Source organism: Sorangium sp. So ce381 (genome assembly GCF_051473845.1).
Taxonomy (GTDB): domain Bacteria; phylum Myxococcota_A; class Polyangia; order Polyangiales; family Polyangiaceae; genus Sorangium; species Sorangium atrum.
On record NZ_CP150336.1, the window covers coordinates 12,665,188 to 12,685,538 of the forward strand.

The window sequence follows — 20,351 nt, forward strand, 5'->3', positions numbered from 1 at the left end:
TCAGGGCTCCTCGCCGCCGAGCTCCGGGCACTTCTCGCTGAGCGCCTGGCACTCCGGAGGCGGCTCCGCGGAGGGGTCGAGGGTCGATTCACACGTGAGCGACTTGACGAACTCGATCTGAGCGTCCGTGCACGCCTTGTACTCGGCGACCGTGGCGGTACACCCCGCGAACTGGTCCGTGGGGCACGTCCCCTCTTCCGAAGGCTCCTCGGGGTCGTTCATGCACTCTTCCTTGGCGGTCGCGCAGTCGGCGCCGCCGAGCGCGGCTGCGACCAAGCCGGCGAACTCGCACGCGTCCTCCTTCGAGATGTCGCTGGCCGACGCGGCGATCTCATCGCACACCGCCTGCGATTCCTCGTCCGTCAGGTCGCCGAGCTGCTTGTCGTCGAGGTCGCCGCCGTTGCCGCCGGTGCCGCTGGTGCTGCCGGCGCCGCCGGTGCCGCTGGTGCTGCCGGTGCCGCTGGTGCTACCGGCGCCGCCGGTGCCGCTGGTGCCGCTGGTGCCGGAGGGATTGCTCTCCTCGCCATCATCGCCGCACGCAACGAGCGCGAGCCCGACCATCAGCATTCCAAGAAGCTTCATCCGTGTCATCGAGCGCTCCATCATCGAGAATGTTCACCTGAGAGTCCGCGCGGCGCTCGAGGACGGCTCCGCCGAAGGAAGCGAGCGGGCTGAATCGTCGATCGGGCAGGCGCGCGGCGCGTGAACATACTACGACCACGCTCGATTTTTCCTTCCTCGTCAGAAAAAAAAGACAGCGCCATCCGGCGCGAGCATCGCCGCGCGCCGCCGAGGCGCTCTCCCGGCGGCGCGGCTCGGCGTCCGTCATCCCGCGCGCCCGAGGTGATGAAGTAGGCCAGCTCTCTCGGGGCTTGGCATTCGCGCGAGCTTGATCAGGGGCGCACGACCGGTGAATTGACGGCGCCCCCGAAAACCCCGAGCCCCGGTCGCACGCGGGGCCCGCCCGAGCTCGGCACGGCCTGGATCGAGAGGCCGCCCTCGGGGGTCACGTTGACGCGGCACTGCGCGCCGACGTCGAGCGTCTGCGAGATCTCCTCCCAGGCTGCCTCCACGCCCCGCCGAACCTTGTAGTCCAATATCTCGAGCAGGCCGAGACCCAGGACCTCATAGTACCAATCGGAGTCCGCATCGACCTCGAGGTTGCTCGTGACGATGCTGAGCGCGCCGTCAGCGCACACGAAATCCAGATCGAAATCGACGTCCACCTCGGGGTCGGGCAGCCATGTGCTGTAGGCCAGATCGAGGTCGACGTGGGCCGTCGTGCACTCGGCTTCGCTCGCTGGGCAACCGCGGGTGATCTCGACGGCAGGGCCGTACAGGTTGCCCCAGTACAGGTCCTCCCCATGCAGCGAGTCACCGACCAGGGCCTCGACCCGGCTCACCAGCTCCTCGTTGGGGATGCCGAACGCCAGCAGAAACTGGGCGGCGGTGTGGTTGTAGCCCGCCCAGGCCGGATGGGCGCGTAGCTCCGCATGGGTGACGGTGAGCGTCGGGGAATGGCCGCCGTCGGTATCGAGCCAGTGGCAGCTGGAGGCAGACCCGAAGTCGCGATCGAAGACCTCCATGCCGTTCACCAGGAGCGAGAAGCCCTGGACGCAGAGAGCGTCATCGCCCTCCTTGGACAGGGTGATCTGCGTGATGTCCCCGATGTCGTCGATGGAGTCGAGGTTCAGGTCGTACGTGAACGTGCTGCCGCGTTCGAAGTCGTCACGCCCGTAGTCCATGTACGTGAGGTTGCCGGACGGCACGGCGCCGCCATTGAGACGCGCGAACACCGCGTCATCCGTGTTGGCGTCGCTGCGATCGGCCACGCGCACCTCGAGCTGTGCCCGCCAGACTCGATACCCCCGGCCGTCGCGCGAGAACACGCAGCGCTCGGGCGAGAAGCGCTGGCCGTACTCGTTGTACGCGCGCACACGATAGCAATAGGACGTGTCCGGGGTGAGGCCCGAATCGGTGAAACTGGCTGTCGCGCCAGAGCTCAGGGCGCCAAAGCTGCGCCGCGTTACCCAGCTGGTCGAGCCCCCGCCGCGCCTCTGCAGTTGATAGCCCGTTTCGTAGGGCGAAGAATCGCGGAAGGACAGCGCCACCGTCGTCGCGGTGCGCGTGCCGAAGCTGATACCGGAAGGTGCCGCGGGCGGTTGTGTCGAGGGATCGACAGGGTCGATCACCGGTCCGCCCTCGCCGGGCGGCGGCAAGGTGGGCAGGGCGAACGCGGTGCCCGTGAGGCTCAGCGCCGTGAGCATCAATCCCAGCGTGCGCGCACCACGCCGCCCCTCCCGTGCTGACATGATGGAAACCGAACGGCTGAAGTGCTGATTCGAGAACATGACGTAGTCCCCTTCTTTCGAGGATCGCCTCGCGCGACGCGAGCAGACCGTCCCGCTCCTCGCCGGCAACCTGGGCGATGCGATGCTCGCTGCTCCTCTGCTCCTCTGCTCCTACTCATGCAAGCTCGAGACCAGCGAGCGCCGCGGCGCCGAAGGCCTACGGAGACTCACGCCTATGCGACGCCTCGCAGACCTCGACGGGGGCCTCAGTCCTCGCTTTCGGGCAGAGGCGGAGGCGGCGGCAGCGCGCGGGGGGGCTCGAGGCGCGTCGGCTCCGCCTTGCAGTCGATGGTGCGGCCATCGCAGCCACAGACGTTCCCGCCCAGATCCTCGTAGACCGCCGGGGAGCGCTCATCGACGTACCGCACGAGGTAGAGCGGCTCGCACGTGAAGGTCGTCGACGCGAGCCGCACCGTCGCGCCGACGTTGTAGATGCCGGCCGCGGTGCTCCGCTCGATCACGCTGTCCCGGACGAGGGCGTCCGCCTGACCCGTCTCGTTGTCGTAGGCGATGATGCCGTAGCCGTAGCCGTTCTCGCCGTCGAGCGTGCGCCCCAGGGTGTCCGTGATCGTCGTCGAGTCGACGGTCGCGTCCGAGTCGCTGAGGAAGAGGCCGCCGTCCCTGCTCCGCTCGATCAGGACGTTGCTCAGGCGCGCGCTCGCGCGCTCGCCGAGGTCGGGCAGCGACTGGACATTGACGCCCCGGCCGACCTCCTCGTTCGACGGCAGCGGCCTCGTGTCCCGCACCACGGTCGAGTCCAGGGTCGCGTCGGCCCCGAAGATGGCGATACCCATCCCGTAACTGCCTTCCACCGCGCTGCCGCGCACCTGGGCGCTCGCGCGCCGCTGATCGTGCGCGATCTCGAGCCCCGCGCCGTAGTCCGGCGCGCCGGGGAGGATCTCCCGCACGAGGAGGCCATCGATCTCGACGTCGGAGCCGTTGACGACGACCCCCCTCTCGCGGCTCCGCTCGACGAGGACGTGCCGCAGCGCCACGCGGGCGGGGCGGCCGTCGACGCGGCTCGGCTCGGTGTAGAGGCCCATGCCGTGGCCCGGATCGCCCTCCGTCAGCGCCAGGCCCGTGTCGCGCACGACCGTCGCCTCGATGGTCGCCTCCGCGCCGATCATCGCGATGGCGGCGGTGTGGTTCCGCTCCAGGACGCTGCCCCGGACCGTGAGGGTCCCGGGATCGAAGCTCGGGATATGGGTCGCCGCGAGCCCGGTGCCCGGCAGGTCCGCCGCGAGCCAGGCGACGTCGCGGACGACGCTGTCCTCGATGACGCCGTCCGCCCCGGAGAACCTGATACCGAGCCCCCCGACGCGCTCGATGACGACGGATCGCGCCGTCACGCTCGCCCGGCGCTCGAACGACTCGACCTGCATCGCGATCGCATGGCCGTCGAACGGGTGCCCCGGGTCCCCGGTGGCGAGATCGATATCGCGCAGGACCGTGCCCTCCAGCGTCACGGCGGCGTCCGCCACGACCATGCCCGCGCCCGTCGTGTGCTCCACGAGCGCCCCGCGCATGATCAGGCTCGTTTTGAACTCCAGGCCTGCGGCGAGGACGCCGATATCGCTGGTGTCGTGGATCCAGACCCGCTCGACCACGACATCGCGCGCGTTCGCCACACCGAGGCCCATGCCCTGCCCGCGGACAGCGAGGTCGTGGATCTCCGTGGCGCTCGCGCCCCTGTCGACCTGGACGGCGATCGCCGCGGGCGGCCCGACGATCTCGACGCGCGCGGGGCACCGGCCCCAGAGCCGCACGGGCTGCCCTGAGATCAGCAGCTCTTCGGCGTAGCTGCCCTCCGCGATCGCGATCAGGGCGCCCTCGGCCGCGTGGTCGATCGCGTCCTGGATCGTCGTCCACGGCCTGGCCTCCGTGCCGTCGCTGTCCGCCCCGGCGTAGGCCGCGTCGACGAACTCGGTGGTTTCATCGATCGGCGCGTCGCCCCACGGGCCCGTCCCGCATGGAGCGACCTCACGCCACGCCGCCTCGCCGGGGACGGCCATCTGACCTGGCGGGCCCGCCTCCGCCGGCAGGACGGGCACGCAGCCCTGCGCTCCGTCGGGCGTGAAGCCGCTCCCGCACCGCCCGGGCGGGACCCCCGCCGGCTCGCAGCCCGTGGCGGTCTCCACCGCGCCCGGTGGGCACGGGAACGCGGGCCCGGCGTCCGTCCCTGCGCCGTCGTCGGGTTCAAGGCGCTGCACGCACGCAGTGAGCAGGGCGATCTTCAGGAGAGAGAGGGAGAGCCGGTGTTGACGCATGGTGCTTCGGTGCCTCGCGGGAACGATACGCGCTCCTCGTCCCCGAGGCGCCCTCGGAGACGCACATGCGCATGTTGAGCGAAACCTCGCTCAGTTGCGCGCGTAGTTGCGCATCGAGGGCCGCATCGTGGGGATGCCGCCCGCGTCCCGGGCGCCGCTCCGCCGGTCCCGGGCTGCGGTCGTGAGCTCGGGCCCCGCGGCATGCGCGTTGCTTGAAGGTTTGAAGGACCGCGAGCTTCGGGGCTGGGGCGGCGCCGGAAGGCACGCTCGCTGTCCGGCTCGACGATCACGGGGTGTCACAGGCGACATGCCGCCTTGGACCTCAAGGACTCTTCGGAGCGCATCCGAGAGGGCGCGCGCGGTCGTTCGCGAATCATCGCGAGCGACCGCGCGCGTCGATACGTAGTCAACGTCTGTAAGGAGATTGCCATGCTCACCATCCAGAATACCGAGTCGATGTTCGAGACGCAGACGACCGCCGGCGCGACCGACGTCGTCGACACGAAGGCCGGCGTGCAGCGTCTCGAGCTCACCCTCAAGAAGATCAGCGAGAAGAGCAACGAGACGCTCCAGGCCGTCCCGCTGAGCTCCGCCTGTACGAGCGGGTGCTTCTCCTCGGTCAGCTCGATCAGCGTCTCGTCGAATTCGTCCTTCGACAGCCTCGACGAGGGGCAGCTCGAGAGCGTCATCCGCATGCACGACAAGGCGATCGACGTCATGGGCCAGGACGCCCTCGTCTCGGCCGCGATCGCCAAGGGCGTCGAGCTCGGCGCCGACAAGAAGTGAACCCGTAGGCGCACCCCGGGCGGCCCGGACGCGTGTTGCGCGTCCGGGCTCCCGGGGCGCCGCCCGCCCCGCTCAAGGAGCCGCCGCCATGCCGGAGATCTCGCTCATCGATCGCCTCGCGCCGCTCATCGACGAGCGCTGCGGGATCATCCGCCGTGTCCGGCGCTTCATTTTTCCCCCCGGCTTCGAGGGGCAGATGCACGGCTTCACCGCGTTCCTCGGCAGGCCCGCGGCGCTCCACCCGGGCCCGTCCCGCACGGGCTCGGAGCTCGGGTCGCTCACCGGCTCCGGCACGGCCGTCGACGAGACCACCGCCCAGATCCGGGCCGTCTGCGAGGCCCTCGAGCGCTACTGCGGCGTCATGTACCCGACCGAGGGGGTGCTGCGCGCGACGCCGCGCTCGCTCGGCGATCGCGCGCTCGATCCCGCGCGGCTGCCGCGCTGCTCTGCGCGCGAGCGGGCCCGCGCGCCGTCGACCTTCCGCCTGCGCGAGCCCGATCCGGATCGCGACGAGCTCTGGGTGCGCGGCTTCTCGCTCACCCACGAGCGCCCGATCTGGGTGCCGCTCACGGCGACGTACATGGGGTTGCCGCTGCCGATCCGCGAGCACGCGCTCTTCCCGCTCTCGACGGGGTTCGCGGCGGGCGCGACCTTCCGGCAGGCGATCCTCTCCGGCCTGTGCGAGGTGATCGAGCGCGACAGCCTCGCGCTGTTCTGGCTGCACCAGCTCCGGATGCCGCGCATCGCGCCCGGGAGCGCGCGGAGCCCGCTCGTCGCGGCGCTCCTTCGCAGCGCCGAGGCCGCGGGCACGGAGACGGCGCTCCTCGATCTCACGACCGACGTCGGCGTCCCCGTGATCGGCGCCGTGCAGACGTGCGCGCACGGCGCGCCGCACGCGATCGCGATGGCGGCCTGCCGCCCCGACGGCGAGGCCGCGGCGGCGCGCGTCCTCGAAGAGGTGGGGAGCCTGCGGGTGGCGCTGAGCGAGCCCGCTCCGCCGGTCACCCGGGCGTCGTTCTTCACCGACGCCGATCAGACACCCGAGTCGTTCGGGCGCCTCTACGCGGGGCCCGACGGGCCGGCGCGGTTCGAGTTCGCCACGCGAGAGGCGCCTGTCGCGACCGCCTTCCCCCGCCCGATCGAGGGCGACGACCCGCTCGCGGCGATCGTCGCGCGGCTCGCCGCGCTCGGCATGGAGGTGGTCGCCGTCGACGTGACGATGCCCGAGGTCCGCGACTTCGGGATCGTCGTCGTGAAGGTGATCGTGCCCGAGCTCCTGCCCATCAGCTTCACCCACCACGCGCGGTACCTCGCGCACCCTCGCCTGTACGACGCGCCGGAGAGGCTCGGGTACGGCGCTCGCACAGAGGAGTCGATCACCGATGATCCGATCCCGTTCGCCTGAGGAGAGCCCGGCCTCGGAGCGCGCCGCCGGCGCGCCCGCTGTGCACGTCATCCGTGACGGAAAGCTCGGCGCCCGCTGCGCGGAGCTCCTGATCGGCGCGGGGGCGCGGGTCACGACGTCGGCGCTGGGCACGGGCGCGCCGGAGGCGCTGCCCGGCGCGGTGATCGTGCTCGCGACCGATCGCCCCCGGCCCGCGGCGGCGCTCGCGCTCGACGCGGCGGCGTTCGCGGCACAGGTCGCCTGGACGTCGGGCACGCTGCTCGCGCACGAGCTCCGGATCGGGCCGTCGATCGTCCCCGGCCGCACGCCGTGCTTCGCCTGCTTCTCGCGGCGCGTGCGCTCGGTCGCGCTGGACCTCGAGGCGCACGACGCCCTCGAGGCGCTCGGGGCCTCGGGCGACCTTCGGCCCTGGTTCCAGGGCGAGCTCGCGGCCGTCACCGAGCAGGCCGCGGCGCTGCTCGCCGCGGAGGCGCTCGCGCTCTCCAAGGAGCGCTGCGCGCCGGAGCCGCCCCGCGCCGGAGCCGCGCGCATGGGGCGCTTCTGGGAGTGCGACGTCACGTCGGGCGCGCTCCGCGCGCGGCGCTTCGCCCGGGTCGGGCTGTGCGGGCGGTGCGCCGCCGGCGAGCACGCGGCGGGGCGCGGGGCGTCGCTCGCGGGGTACTTCGCCGAGCATCCGCTCGCGATCGCCGGATCGTCCAGCGTGGGAGGTGACCGATGAGCCCGCCCGATGATGCCTACGAGGCCCGCGATCTCAGCCGCTTCGCCGAGCTTTACTGGGAGCTCCGCTGCCCGGAGCGCCCGCGCTTCGTCGAGGATCTCCTCCGCGTGACGCTCCCGGGCGGAGCGCTCCACGTCCTCGGCGGCGAGGCGCAGATCCTCCAGGGGGCGTCGCTCCCGTGGGTGATGGAGAACCTCGTGCCGCTGCTCGACGGGACGCGCACCGTCGGCGACGTCGAGGCCGCGTTTCCGGGCGTCGTCGCCGCCGACCTGCGGGACGCGATCCACCTGATGCACATGCACGGCATGCTCGAGGAGGGCGAGGGCGCCGTGGCCGGCGAGGCCGAGGAGGCGCGCCGGGCGCAGCGCGCGTTCTTCAGCAGGTACCTCCGCCGGACCGGGCGCAACCGCAGCCGGGGGGAAGCGCAGCGGGCGCTCGAAGGCGCGCGCGTGCGCGCGCTGGGGGACGGCGACGCGCCGCTCGCGGGGATGCTCGTGACGATGCTCCGCGAGGCGGGCGTCGCCGACGTCCGCCTCGCCGCGAGCGCCGGGGAGCTCGCGCAGGGCGAGGTCGATCTGGCCGTGGTGATCGGCGACCAGGGAGCGCTCGAGGCGGCGGCGCGCGCGTGCATCGCGGCGCGCGTCCCGATGCTCGCGGCGAACCCCGGCACGTGGACGATCGGACCGCTCACGATCCCCGGGGCGTCCGCGTGCCCGGCGTGCGTCCGGCTTCAGATCGGCGCTGCCGCGGCGGATCCGGCGCTCGACGACGGCGCCGCTCGCGCGCTCTGGGGGCGCGCGCTCGTGAGCCGGGTCGCGCAGCACGTGATCTTCCACGCGAGCGGGCTGCTCGCGGTGGCCCCGCTGGAGCACGTCGAGGTGTGGCGGCCCGGAGCCGGCGAGACGGCGCTCCACCCCTTCATGACCAGGCTGCCCAGCTGCCCGCTCTGCGGCGGCGACGCGCCGCCGCGGACGGCGACGCTCCCGTCCGGCCACGCGGAGAGCCTCGCGCGGATGTTCCACAACACGACGGTCGTCCAGCCGTGGCACATCGGCCAGCACGCGGGGATGCAGGCGCACATCAGCCCGGAGGTGCGGAAGCTGCAGAGCACGCCGGCCGCGCCGTCGCCGCGGCGGCCTCCGGAGGGCGCCGGCACGCAGGTCACCGCGCCGCTCGGCGCGGCGTTCGGCGCGCCGGCGGGGGCCGCGCTGTCGCGCCGGCGCGGCGCGACGGGGACGCTCGACGCGGGGGCGCTCGGCGCGCTGCTCGAGCTGAGCTTCGGCGGGCGCGTCGAGCGCCGCGCCGAGGGCGAGGCGCACGTGCGTCGCAACACCGCGTCGGCCGGGAACCTCGGCTCGGCGGAGGCGTACGTCGCCGTGGCGCGGGTCCCCGGGATCGCGGCGGGCGTCCATCGGTTCGAGCTCGCAGCGCGAGCGCTCGCGCCGCTCCGCGCCGGCGTGGCCGCGGGCGCCCTCGCGCGCGCCGTGCTCGCGGGCGGGAGCGCCGAGCACGCCGCGGCCGTGGAGTCCGCGGGCGCCGTGATCGTCGTCGTCGGATCGGTCGCGCGCGCGTGCTCGAAGTACTACGCGCGCGGGTACACCTACGCGCTGCTCGACGCCGGGTTGATGGCCCACCGCGTGGAGCTCCTCGCCCAGGAGCTCGGCCTCGCGGCGACGGCGGTCTGGACGTTCGACGACGAGGTCGTCGCAGGCGTCGTCGGCGTCGATGGCATCGATCTCGCACCGCATCTCCTCATCGCGCTCAGGGGCGCAGCCACGGAGGCCCGCGATGTCTCTCGCTGATCACAGGATCTCGTCCACGCTCGCCGCGGCGACCCAGCCCCTGCGCGGGGTCGCCGAGCTCGTCGTCGCGAGCCGCTACCCCGAGACGCGGCCGTCGCAGGAGCCGGCGCTGCCCGCGCCGTCGCCGCTGCCCGGGGACGCGGAGCGCGCCCTCTCGCTGCCCGCGCCGCGCGCGCTCGAGCCGGTCCAGCGCTCGCTCGCGTCGGTCATCGCCGCGCGGCGGAGCGGAAGGCTGGCGGCGGGGGCCCTCGACGCGGCGACGCTCGGGACGCTGCTCGCGGCCGCCGCGGCGCGGCCGGCGGGGCTCGCGGACGCGACGCTCGATCCGCTGCTGTTTCCGGTGCTCTTCGACGTCGACGGTGTCCCGCCCGGCGCGCACCGGTACGACCGCGGCGAGCATCGCCTCGCGCCGATCGGTCCGGCGTCGCGCGCGCGGATGGCCGAGACCGCGATCCTCCAGCGCGAGCACGCCATGGGCGCGGCGGTGCTCTTCCTGGTGGTCCCGATCGGGCGGTGGCTCGTGGCGTTCGGCGATCGCGGCTACCGGGGCGCGGCGTTCGCGGCGGGGTGGCTCACCGACCGCCTGTACCTCGTCGCGGAGACGCTCGGGCTCACCTACACGGCGACCGGCGGCTTCGCCCCCGCGGTGGTCGACGAGGTCCTCGGGCTCGACGGCCGCGATCATACGGCGTTCTTCGCGTTCGCCGTCGGAGGGCACCGCCAGCCGACATCCCGCGAGGCGCCTCGCGGAGGGCAGCCGCGATGAGCCGCGGGTTCTATGTCGCGCCGTGGGGCGCGCTGCGCGTCGCGGGGATGGCGGCCGACGCGCTCGTCGGGCTCCGCCTTCGCGAGAGCCCCGCGGTCGAGCGCGAGCTCGCCGTGGCCGAGCTCGAGCTCGCGGCCGCGCGGGCGGACGCGGCGGCGCGCATGTTCGACGTCGTGCGCGGGTGCGAGGACGAGGCGCTGCGCCGCGCGGCGCTCGAGGTGAAGCGGCGGCTGTTCAACGGAAAGGCCGTGGCGGCCGGCGCGCTCGAGGGCGCGAGGACCGCGCCGCCGGAAGGGGCGCGCGCCGCGCTCGCGCTCGTCGGCGCGCGCGCGGCCCGGTGCGCCGCGCTGGAGGAGCGCTACGAGGCGACGTTCGCCGCGGAGTGGCTCGCCGCGTCGGAGCGCTTCCGGCAGACGCTCGGGAGCTCGCGCCTGCTCGGGGGGATCCTGCTCTCGAGCGCCGACCACTGGACCACGGCGCAGAAGCTCGCGGAGATCCCGAGCGGCGCGCCGCTCACCTCGGCGCAGCAGATCCGCGAGGCCACGATCGCGCGGTACGTCTTCCGCGCCACGACGCGGACGACGCCGTTCGCGGGGTTCGCGGGCGTCGCGCTGCTCGACCTCTCCGCGTCGCCCCCTGGCGTCGGCGACGCGGCGCGCGCGCCGCACGCGCACGGGGAGGCGCGGTGGCGCAGCCTCCCGCAGCTCGCGCTCGCGCACGCCGGGGAGCTCGTCGCGCGCGCGATGTCTTCTTCGTCTTCTTCCCCGGCTGACCCGGCGGCTCACGCCCTCGCACGCGCGCGCCTGCCGCTCCGGATGAACCCGCTCCGGCGCTTCGCGGCGGGCGCCGCGCCGTCGGTCGTGTTCTCGCGCGCGGGGTCGGGCGAGCTGATGTCGCTCGGGTGGACCCCCGCCGTCGCCCGCCTCGTCGAGGGCGCCGAGGGGCGTACCCTCGAGGACGCCGCCCGGGCGCTCGCGTCGGACGACGCCGACGAGCGAGCGTGCCGCGACGTCCTCGAGCAGCTCGTCGAGGCGGGCATGCTCGAGCCGGCGAGCGTCCCGATGGGGCCGACCCCTGCAGCGCTGCGCGCCGCGGCAGACGCCCTGGGCGAGATCGGGTGCGCGGGCGCGCCGGACGAGCTCCGCTCGGCCGCGCGGCGCCTCGAGGACTACGCGACCGCCGACGTCGAGACGCGCGCGCGCCTCGCCGCCGAGCTCGGCCGCGGCCCTGGGCGCTCGTCCGTGCTCGAGGATGTCATGGTGGACGGCGCCTCCGGCGCGGGGCTCCCTGCCACGCGCGGGGCGCTCGCCGCGGCGCTCGAGCCGGTCGTGCGCTTCGTGCGCGCGAGCGCCTGCGGGGCCGCGCACCGCCGGCTCTGCGCGGCGTTCGTCGAGCGGTTCGGTCGTGACGGCGTCTGCGACGACGTCGGCGGCTTCGTGACCGAGATCCTCGAGGACCCGCGGCGCATCGCGCTCATCCGCGGCGCGTCCGAGCCGATCCGCTGGATCGACGCGGAGCTCGGCCGCGTCGCCGCCTCGGCGACGGGCGACGTCGTGCGCCTCGATCCGGGGCTCTTCGAGGGGCTCGCCGCCCCGGACGCGCCGTCGTCGATGGCGCTCTTCCTCCAGATCGCGCCTCCCTGCCCGCGCGACGGCGGAGAGCCGCGCGTCGTGCTCAACGGCGCGCAGGCCGGGCGCGCGAAGTACCTGTCGCGCTACCTCGCGGACGCCGCGGGGCGCGCCCCTCAGGCCCTCGAGGCGGTCCGTCGCCGCCTGGCGCAGGAGGACGGTCCGCTCCCCATCGAGCTTTCGCCCACGCTCGGCCTCAACTTCCAGGTGCACCCGCGCCTCACGGAGTGGGCGCTCGAGCTCCCGTGGGAGCCGAGCGCGCTCGGCGACAAGGTCCTGCCGCTCCGCGATCTCTCCCTCCGCTTCGACGCGGCGGCGGTCGAGCTCCGGCTCCGATCGCGCCGCCTCGGCCGCGAGATCGAGCCGCTCCACCTCGGCTTCCTGCGGGACGCCGCGCTCCCCGATCCGCACTTCCTGCTCCGCGCGCTCTCGCCGCGGCTCCGCGACGACACGGTCGCGGAGCGGGCGGATCTCTACAACGTGCTCGATCGCCTCGATCTCGCCCGGGGCGTCGCCCTGGCCCCGCGGCGCCCGCGCCTCACGGTCGGTCGCGTCGTGGTGGAGCGCGCGCGGTGGGCGATCCCGGTGAGCGCGGTCCCGCGCAAGGACCCGAAGCAGCCGTACGCGTCGTATTTCCGCGCGATCGCGCGCCTGCGGCGCGAGCGCGAGATCCCGAGCCGGGGGTTCGCGCGGTACGTCGGGCGGGAGGTGGCCGGCTTCGGCTTCACCGAGACGAACATGTACGTCGACTGGGAGAGCCCGTTCACGCTGATCGGGCTGGCTCGCCTGCTCGGCGGTCCCAGCGACGGGAGGAGCGGGTACCTCGTCTTCACCGAGCTCCTGCCGGAGCCCGAGGCGTCGTGGCTGCGCCTCGACGGGAGGCCGCACGCGGCGGAGCTGCTTGTCGAGATCGACGGCGAGAGGAGCGCGCGATGAGCTGGATCTACCGGAAGCTGTTCCACGATCGGGGCCCCGAGGGCGAGGGGACCGACGCGCTCCTCCTCGGGCTGATCGATCCGCTCGTGTCCGAGCTCGAGCGGAGCGGCGCGATCGATCGCTTCTTCTTCCTCCGGTACGCCGAGGGAGGCGACCACCTGCGGCTGCGCGTGCGCGTGGCGCCCGGGCGCGACCCCGAAGGCGTGGCGGCGCGCGTGGACGCCGCGGCGGCGTGCTGCACCGCCGTGTCGCGCGCGGAGGCCGCCGCGTACGAGCCGGAGCTCGAGAAGCACGGGGGGCCCGCGGGGATGGAGATCGCGGAGCGGCAGTTCTTCGCGTCGAGCAGGTTCGCGCTCGGCTGCATCCGGAAGACGGCGGGGCGACCGCGGGCGCGCGCCCTCGTCGCTGTGTGCGCGCTCGACGCGCTGCTCGCGCGCGCGGGCGTCGCGGGCGACGCGCGGCGGTCGTTCCTCGCGGGGTACGCGCGGCACTGGCGCACGTTCGCCCGCGCGATCTCGGGCATGGAGCTCGTCAGCGCAGCGCCGGACGCCGAGTCGGTCGCGCTGGCGCGCGCGCTCGTGCGAGGGGAGGGGCTCGCCGCGCTCGGCGAGCTCGTCGACGACGGGCGCGCGCTCCTCGCCGCGTTCGACGCAGATCTGCCCGAGCTCGCCGAGGCGTCGCGGCGCGGAGCGCTCGGCGTGCCGCTCGGGACCGTCGTGACCAACCTCGCCCACACGTTCCATAACCGCCTCGGGCTCGCGCTCGCCTTCGAGGTGTGGGTGGCCGATGCGCTCGCCGAGGCGGACGCGCTCGCCGAGGCAGGCGCCCCGCACGAGCCGCCGCGGGCTCGCCCGCCGAGCGTCTCGCCGGGCGAGGCGTGGCAGCGCCTCGCCCGCGCGGCCGAGCAGCGTCGGCCCGTCACCGCGCTCCTCGACCCCGGCGAAGGCGCCGCGCTCGACGCGCTCCGCGACGCGGCCCGCCGCGACGGCCTCCGGTTCCTCGCGCCCGCCGCGCCCGCCGGCGGGATGCCCGCGCCGTTCGCGCTGCTGCGTGCCCTCGCGGACGCCCACCCGGCGGGCGGCGCGCTCCTCGCTGCCCTCGGCCGCATCGAGGCCGCGCACGACGCCCCGGAGTGCCCGCTGCCGCCCGACCCGGCTTCCGTCGCCGAGGCGCTCCGCGTCTTCCTCGCGGAGCACACGCTCGATCCCACGGTGCTCGTCCTCCGCGACCTCGACGGCGTCGACGCCGACACGCAGCACGCCGTCGCGTTCCTCGCGCGCGCCCTGGAGACGGAGCCGCTCGCCCTCGTCCTCACCGCGAGCGGGCGCCCGAGCCCCGGGTGGGCCGCGATCGTGGCCGAGATCGAGGAGGGGCCGGGGCTCCTCCGCGTCGCGACCGCGATCGCGCCCGCGCCCGAAGGCGAAGCCGCCGCCCCCGCGGTGACGCCGGGGCCCGCGACGGTCGCGCGGGGCGAAGCGTTCTGCCGCGCCGGCGCGCTGCACGAGGCCGCCGCGATCCTCGGCGACGCCCTGGCGTCGCCCGGCCTCTCGCCCGCGGCGCGGGCCGACGCGCTCGTGGCGCTCGCGAGGACGACGCTCCGCATGTCGCGCCCCGCCCTCGCGCGGAAGGCGGCGGAGGCGGCGCTCCGCCTCGGCCTCCCGGACCGCCGCCGCGCGCTCGCGCGGCGCGTCCTCATCGCCGCGCTCCACAACCTGGGCGAGACCGCCGCGCTCGACGCGCTCCGGGACGAGGTCGCTCAGCAACGCTCTGCGCCCGGCGCGTCCGCCGCGGAGCGCTGCTGGGCGGAGCTCGACGCCGCGCTCGTGTGCGCCACCGACGAGCGCCGCGCCGAGCACGAGGCGCGCCTCGACGCCCTGCTCGCCGCGCCGCGAGGCGACGCGCCGCCGCAGTGCCTCGCCGCCGCGCACGCGTGGCGCGGCGCCGCGCACGCGGCCAGCGGCGAGCACGAGCGCGGCCTCGCGCACCAGCGCCGGGCGCTCGCCTTCGCCGAGGAGCTCGCCGATTTCCGCCGCGCCCTCATGGTGCGCGTGCGCCTCGCGAGCAGCGTCGCCGCCGCGGGCGAGCTCGCCGAGGCGGCGGCGCTCTTCGACATCGCGGCCCGTCATGCGGCGTGGATCGGCCTCTTCGACCTCGCGTCGCTCGCCGCGCAGAACGCGATCTCGCTCGGCCTCGCGCGCCGCGACGCCGCCCCGGTCCGCGCGTGGCTCGACGGCGCGCGGCCCGCGCGCGCCCGCGTGTGGCGCTCGCCCTACGGCGAGCTCGCCGTGCTCCACGCGCGCGCCGAGTCGGCCCTCGCGCGGGGCGAGGCCACGGCGGCGGGGGCGCACCTCGATCGCCTGCGCGCGCGCCTCGCCGCGCTCGGTGGAGCCGCCCCGCGGAGCGCGCCCCTGCTCGCGCTCGCCGCGGCGCACCTCGAGGCCGACGTCGCCGCCGCCGCCGGGGACGACGCCGGCAGGGCGGCCGCGCTCGCGCGCGCCGCGGAGCTCACCGCGGGCGTGCCGCCGGAGGAGCGGCGGCTCGTCGCGGCCATCGCCCGCGCGCGGCGCGACGCCTCTCGCGGCGACGGCCGCCGCGACAGGCCGGTGGTCCTCGGTTTGCAAAGCCCCTGAACGAACTCGAGCCGCGCCCGCCACGGGCGCAGAGCGAAGGAGAAGCATCGTGGAGACTCTGACCAAGCTTCCGCCCATGCCTGGGCTCTCGGGCCCCGAGAAGAAGCGCTTCATGAACGGCACCCACCGCGCGGCCTCGCCCGAGGAGACCCTCGATCGGATCAAGGGCTTCATGCCGGCGATGGGGATCACGCGGATCGCCAACGTCACGGGGCTCGACGCGATCGGGATACCGGTCGTCGTCGTCTGCCGCCCCAACTCGCGCTCTCTCTCGGTCAGCCAGGGAAAGGGCCTGACGCTCGCGGCGGCGAAGGTCTCGGGGTTGATGGAGTCGATCGAGGCCTATCACGGCGAGAACATCGTCCGTCCGCTGCTCCTCGGCTCCTCTCGCGAGCTCCGGCGCTCCCACGCGATAGCCGACGTCTCCGCGCTGCCGCGGACCTCGAGCGCGCCGCTCGACGAGGACACCCAGCTCCTGTGGGCCGAGGGCTACGACCTCATGCGCGGCGCCCCGGTGTGGGTCCCCTACGAGCTCGTGCACGTCAACGCCACCGCGGCGGGCCGCGTCAACCCGGGTATCTTCTGCTGCTCGACCAACGGGCTCTCGTCGGGAAACGGGCTCCTCGAGGCGGTGAGCTACGGTATCTGCGAGGTGGTCGAGCGCGACGCCACGGCCGTGTGGGGGGCCCTCACCGACGAGGAGCGGGACGCGAGGCGGCTCGATCTCGACAGCATCGATGACCCCGGCTGCCGCGAGGTGCTCGCGAAATTCTCGGCCGCCGGGGTCGCCGTCGGCGCGTGGGAGACCACCTCGGACGTCGGTATCCCCTCGTACGAGTGCCTGATCGCCGAGCGGACGGAGGACGCCGTCCGCGCGCTTCACGGCTCCGGCGGGCAAGGCTGCCATCCGTCGCGCGCCGTCGCGCTGCTGCGCGCCCTCACCGAGGCCGCGCAGACCCGGCTCACGGTCATCTCGGGCGCGCGCGACGACCTCCTCCGGACCGAGTACGACCGCCACCGGAGCCCCGATCAGGTCCGGCACCTCCGCCGGCTGCTGACGGCGCGCGGAGAGCGCCCGTTCTCCGCGGGGCCCACGTTCGCGGGCGACACGTTCGAGGACGACGTCGCCTGGCAGCTCGAGCGGCTGCGCGCGGTCGGGATCGACAGCGTCGTCGCCTTCGATCTCACGAAGCCGGAGTTCGGCATCCCCGTCGTCAAGATCGTGATTCCCGGGCTCGAAGGGATCCACTCGTTCCCCAACTACATCCCTGGCCGTCGGTTCCGCCGCGCGCTCGAGCGCCGGAGCGGGAGCGCTGCGAGCCGGAAGGAGATCGTATGAGCATCATCGTCTTCATCGGTCCGACCCTCTCGCTCGAGGCCGCGCGGGCGGAGCTCGACGCCATCTATCTTCCGCCGGTCTCGCAGGGCGACGTCTACCGGGCATGCGCCAAGCGCCCGAGCGCGATCGCGATCATCGACGGCTACTTCGAGCGGGTCCCCGCGGTCTGGCACAAGGAGATCCTCTTCGCGATGGCGCAGGGCATCCACGTCTTCGGGAGCTCCAGCATGGGGGCGCTGCGCGCCGCCGAGCTCTCCGCCTTCGGCATGGAAGGCGTGGGCGCCATCTTCGAGGGGTACCGCGACGGCCTCATCGAGGACGACGACGAGGTGGCCGTCGTCCACGGCCCCGCGGACAGCGGCTTTCGCGCCGGCTCCGAGGCGATGGTCAACCTCCGGAGGACGTTCGACGCCGCGGCGGTCGCGGGCGTGATCACCGCCGCCACGCGCGACGCGCTCACGGCGATCGCGAAGTCTCTTTACTATCCCGACCGCGCCTATCCCGTGATCCTCGACGCCGCGTCCCGCCATGGCGTCCCGCAAGGCGAGCTCGCGTCGCTGCGCGACTTCCTCCCGAAGGGGCGCGTCAACCAGAAGCGCGACGACGCGATCGCGCTGCTCCGGCACCTCCGCGCGCGCGCCGAGGCGGGCTTCTCGCTGAAGACCGTCACGTACAGGTTCGAGGTCACCGAGTTCTGGTGCCGCGCCGAGCAGGCCGCCGGCGAGATGGTCGCCGCGGAGCGCCCGAGCGCCGGCGATCCGTCGCCGTACGAGACGGTCGCCCTCGACGGCATCCTCGACGAGCTCCGCCTCGACGCGGCGGCCTACGGCCGGGCGAAGCGCGGGGCCATGCTCCGGTACCTCGCGCTGCAGGAGGCCGAGCGGCGCGGCCTCACCGTGGACAACGCCGCGCTGGAGCGGACGTCCGACGCCTTCCGCCGCGAGCGGCGGCTCTACGAGCCCGACGACGTGAAGGGGTGGATGCGCCGGTTCAGCGTCGGCTGGGGCGAGCTGACGCGGCTGCTCCGCGACGAGGCGCTCATCGGCTGGGTCGAGAAGGCGACCGACGAGGTGGCGCAAGGCCACGTCCGCGACCACCTCTCGGTCTCCGGCGAGTACGCGGAGCTGCTCTCTCGGGCCCGCGACAAGCAGCAGCGCCTCGCCGAGCTCGGCCTGTCGAACCCCGCCTTCTCCGACGCCGGGATGGCCGAAGGCGACCTGATCCGGTGGTATTTCGAGCGATGTTTGGGCACGCCCGTGCCGCCCGATCCTGCGAGCGCGCTGCGCTCCGCCGGCTTCGCCGACGCGGACGAGTTCAAGCGCGTGGCGCTGCGCGAGGTGTGTTATCGCCGCGCCGCGCACGGCGACCGGGCCGCGAGCGCCTCGGCCCCGGAGCGTCGATGACGCCCGCGATCTCGCTCCGCGGGGCGACGAAGGTCTTCGCGTCGCGCCGGGCCGTCGACGCCGTGTCGTTCGAGGTGCGGCGCGGCGGCGCCACCGCGCTCCTTGGCCGGAACGGCGCTGGAAAGACGACGACGATGCGCCTCGTGACAGGCATCCTCCTCCCCGACGAGGGCGCGGTCGAGGTGCTCGGAGGCAGGAGCGACAGCGTCGCGATCCGCGATCGCGTCGGCTACCTCCCGGAGGAGCGAGGCCTGTACAAGCAGATGCCGGTCGCCGAGCACCTGGCCTTCCTCGGCGAGCTCAAGGGCGTCCGCCCGCGCCGCGCGCGCGAGAGCGCCGCGCGGCTCCTCCGGTCGCTCGAGCTGGAGCACGTCGCGCGCGCGCGGATCGAGACGCTGTCGAAGGGCAACCAGCAGAAGGTGCAGCTCTGCGGCGCGCTCGTCCACGACCCGGAGATCCTCGTCCTCGACGAGCCCATGTCGGGCCTCGATCCCGTCAACGCCGTGGTCGTGAAGCGGCTCTTCGGGGAGCTCCGCGCCGCCGGAAAGACGCTCTTGCTCTCGACCCACGTCATGCCGCTCGCCGAGAGCCTGGCCGACCACGTGGTCGTCGTCGATCGGGGGCGCGTCGTCCTTTCGGGGCCCGTCGGCGAGGTGAAGGCGTCCTTCGCCGGCAACACCGCGCGGATCGAGTTCGACGGCGACGGGACCTTCCTCCTCGGCGTCGACGGCGTGGTGAGCGCGCGGATCGAGCCCGGCGCGGCGGAGCTCGTGCTGCGCGACGCCGGCGACGCGCAGCGGGCGCTCTCGGCGGCGCTCTCGCGCCTCCGGGTGCGGAAGTTCGAGGTCTCGTCGCCGTCGCTCGGCGACATCTTCTCTCGCGTCGTCGGCGAGGGCGCCCCGCCGCCGCTCGCCCACAGGGCGCGCGCGGCCCGGGGCGCGGCGCTGGAGGCATCGTGAGCCGCATCCTCGTCGTCTTGAAGCGTGAGTACGTCGCCGCAGTGAAGACAGCGTCCTTCGCCCTCACGACGCTCCTCCTGCCGGTCCTCTTCGCGGCGGTGGGCCTGCTCCCTGCGCTCATCGTCGCCGTCGGCGCCGGCGATCGCTCGGTCGTGGTTGTCGACGGGACAGGCCGGCTCCGCGGGGTCGTGGAGGCCGCCTCCGCGGGCCTCGCCGAGGAGGCGTCGGCGCGGTCCGCCGCGAGGTCGCTCGGCGCCGCGATGGGCAGCGCGGTGCTCCCGAGGGCCGCCCGGCTGCGGCTCACCTACGTGGCTCCCGGCGACGCCGCTGCCACGAGCGCGGCCGTCGCGGCGCTGCTCGACGGCGCGAGGGCGGGCGTCGAGGCGGGAGGGCACGGGGTGGACGGCGTGGTGGTGCTGCCGCCCGCGATGCTCGAGGACCCCGGCGCGCGGGGCGCGCTGTACGCGAGGGGGGCTGACCTCGACGCCGTCGAGCACGCCGCGGCGGTGGTGGCGCGCGGCGTCGCCGTGGCGCGGTGGACGGCGCGCGGCCGCGACGCCGCCGAGATCGAGGGCCTCCTGTCGCCCCCTGCGTTCGATCCTGCGCCTCTCTCCTCGAGCGGCCCTGGGGGCCCCGGCGGCGACCTCGACATGCTCGTCGCCTTCGGCTTCGGCGGCCTGCTCTTCGTCGCGATCCTCCTGAATGGTCGCGAGATCTTGCGCCGCATCGTGCAGGAGAAGTCGGACCGTATCATGGAGATCCTCCTCTCCTCGGTGACGCCGTTCGAGCTCCTGTCCGGGAGGATCCTCGGCCTCGCCGCCGCCGGCCTCACGCAGATCGTCGTGTGGCTCGGGATGGCGGCTGTCGCGGGCGCCGCGATCGGCGCGCTGGGAGGGCCGCGCCTCCTCGACGCCGAGACCCTGCTTCGTCCCATGGTCGCCGTGTACTTCGTCGTGTTCTTTCTCCTGGGATATCTCGTGAACGTGGCTGTCTATGCCGTCGGGGGCGCGGCCGCGAGCTCCGAGAAGGCGGCGCAGCAGCTGATGAGCCCTATCTCGATGGCGCTCTCCGCGCCGCCGTTCTTCCTCGTGGTCATCGCCGGTCACCCCGGATCGACGCTCGCCGTCGTGCTCTCGATGATCCCGATCTACGCCCCGATGGTGATGTTCGTCCGGGTCCTCGTCTCCGATCCGCCGCTCTGGCAGATCCTCGTCGCCATCGGCGGCACCGGCGCGACCGTGCTGCTCTTCATCTGGGTCGCCGCAAGGATCTTCCGGATAGGCGTGCTCTCCCATGGAGCGACGCCGAGCCTCCGTGAGCTCTGGCGCTGGGCCCGCGCCAGGTGACGCGGGCCGACGGCG

General features: G+C 74.3%; 14 protein-coding genes. 11 read left to right on the top strand and 3 right to left on the bottom strand.

Going from position 1 to position 20,351, the window contains the following annotated elements; genetic code table 11:
- The 3 genes from WMF29_RS47650 to WMF29_RS47660 all read right to left on the bottom strand — a co-directional run bounded on the left by WMF29_RS47650 (position 1) and on the right by WMF29_RS47660 (position 4,618).
- Positions 1-591: a hypothetical protein gene (locus WMF29_RS47650; protein ID WP_437326657.1), complete on the bottom strand. Its 591-nt coding sequence runs from the start codon at positions 589-591 to the stop codon at positions 1-3.
- A 302-nt stretch (positions 592-893) separates the two neighbouring features.
- The gene (locus tag WMF29_RS47655) at positions 894-2,351 is read right to left on the bottom strand and encodes a fibronectin type III domain-containing protein (protein WP_437326658.1); all 1,458 of its coding nucleotides are present in this window, start codon (positions 2,349-2,351) and stop codon (positions 894-896) included.
- Between the two features lie 206 nt (positions 2,352-2,557).
- On the bottom strand, positions 2,558-4,618 hold the full coding sequence (locus tag WMF29_RS47660) for a hypothetical protein (protein ID WP_437326659.1): 2,061 nt from the start codon (positions 4,616-4,618) through the stop codon (positions 2,558-2,560).
- A 429-nt stretch (positions 4,619-5,047) separates the two neighbouring features.
- On the opposite strand from WMF29_RS47660, the gene WMF29_RS47665 reads away from it, so the two are divergent.
- The 11 genes from WMF29_RS47665 (at position 5,048) to WMF29_RS47715 (ending at position 20,336) form a co-directional block, all read left to right on the top strand.
- A complete protein-coding gene (locus WMF29_RS47665) occupies positions 5,048-5,404 on the top strand; it encodes a hypothetical protein (protein ID WP_272096808.1) in 357 nt (118 codons plus the stop codon).
- Between the two features lie 88 nt (positions 5,405-5,492).
- Positions 5,493-6,809, top strand: coding sequence for a YcaO-like family protein (locus tag WMF29_RS47670; RefSeq protein ID WP_437326660.1), 1,317 nt, complete (start codon positions 5,493-5,495; stop codon positions 6,807-6,809).
- On the top strand, positions 6,787-7,527 hold the full coding sequence (locus tag WMF29_RS47675) for a hypothetical protein (protein WP_437326661.1): 741 nt from the start codon (positions 6,787-6,789) through the stop codon (positions 7,525-7,527). Before WMF29_RS47670 ends, WMF29_RS47675 begins: the two co-directional genes overlap by 23 nt.
- Positions 7,524-9,329, top strand: a complete 1,806-nt coding sequence (locus WMF29_RS47680) for a SagB family peptide dehydrogenase (RefSeq protein WP_437326662.1) — start codon at positions 7,524-7,526, stop codon at positions 9,327-9,329. Before WMF29_RS47675 ends, WMF29_RS47680 begins: the two co-directional genes overlap by 4 nt.
- Entirely contained in the window at positions 9,316-10,095 is a 780-nt protein-coding gene (locus WMF29_RS47685; protein WP_437326663.1) for a nitroreductase family protein, read from the top strand. Before WMF29_RS47680 ends, WMF29_RS47685 begins: the two co-directional genes overlap by 14 nt.
- On the top strand, positions 10,092-12,659 hold the full coding sequence (locus WMF29_RS47690) for a lantibiotic dehydratase (protein WP_437326664.1): 2,568 nt from the start codon (positions 10,092-10,094) through the stop codon (positions 12,657-12,659). The genes WMF29_RS47685 and WMF29_RS47690 overlap by 4 nt, the downstream gene beginning before the upstream one ends.
- Positions 12,656-15,289 (top strand): thiopeptide-type bacteriocin biosynthesis protein, encoded by a 2,634-nt coding sequence (locus tag WMF29_RS47695; RefSeq protein WP_437326665.1) that lies wholly within the window; start codon positions 12,656-12,658, stop codon positions 15,287-15,289. The genes WMF29_RS47690 and WMF29_RS47695 overlap by 4 nt, the downstream gene beginning before the upstream one ends.
- A gap of 49 nt (positions 15,290-15,338) precedes the next feature.
- Complete coding sequence (locus WMF29_RS47700) at positions 15,339-16,628, top strand: YcaO-like family protein (protein WP_437326666.1); 1,290 nt, start codon at positions 15,339-15,341, stop codon at positions 16,626-16,628.
- On the top strand, positions 16,625-18,031 hold the full coding sequence (locus WMF29_RS47705) for a TfuA-like protein (RefSeq protein WP_437326667.1): 1,407 nt from the start codon (positions 16,625-16,627) through the stop codon (positions 18,029-18,031). Before WMF29_RS47700 ends, WMF29_RS47705 begins: the two co-directional genes overlap by 4 nt.
- Positions 18,028-18,990, top strand: a complete 963-nt coding sequence (locus tag WMF29_RS47710; RefSeq protein ID WP_437326668.1) for an ABC transporter ATP-binding protein — start codon at positions 18,028-18,030, stop codon at positions 18,988-18,990. Before WMF29_RS47705 ends, WMF29_RS47710 begins: the two co-directional genes overlap by 4 nt.
- Positions 18,987-20,336 (top strand): ABC transporter permease, encoded by a 1,350-nt coding sequence (locus WMF29_RS47715; RefSeq protein WP_437326669.1) that lies wholly within the window; start codon positions 18,987-18,989, stop codon positions 20,334-20,336. The genes WMF29_RS47710 and WMF29_RS47715 overlap by 4 nt, the downstream gene beginning before the upstream one ends.
- The last annotated feature ends 15 nt before the right edge of the window (positions 20,337-20,351 follow it).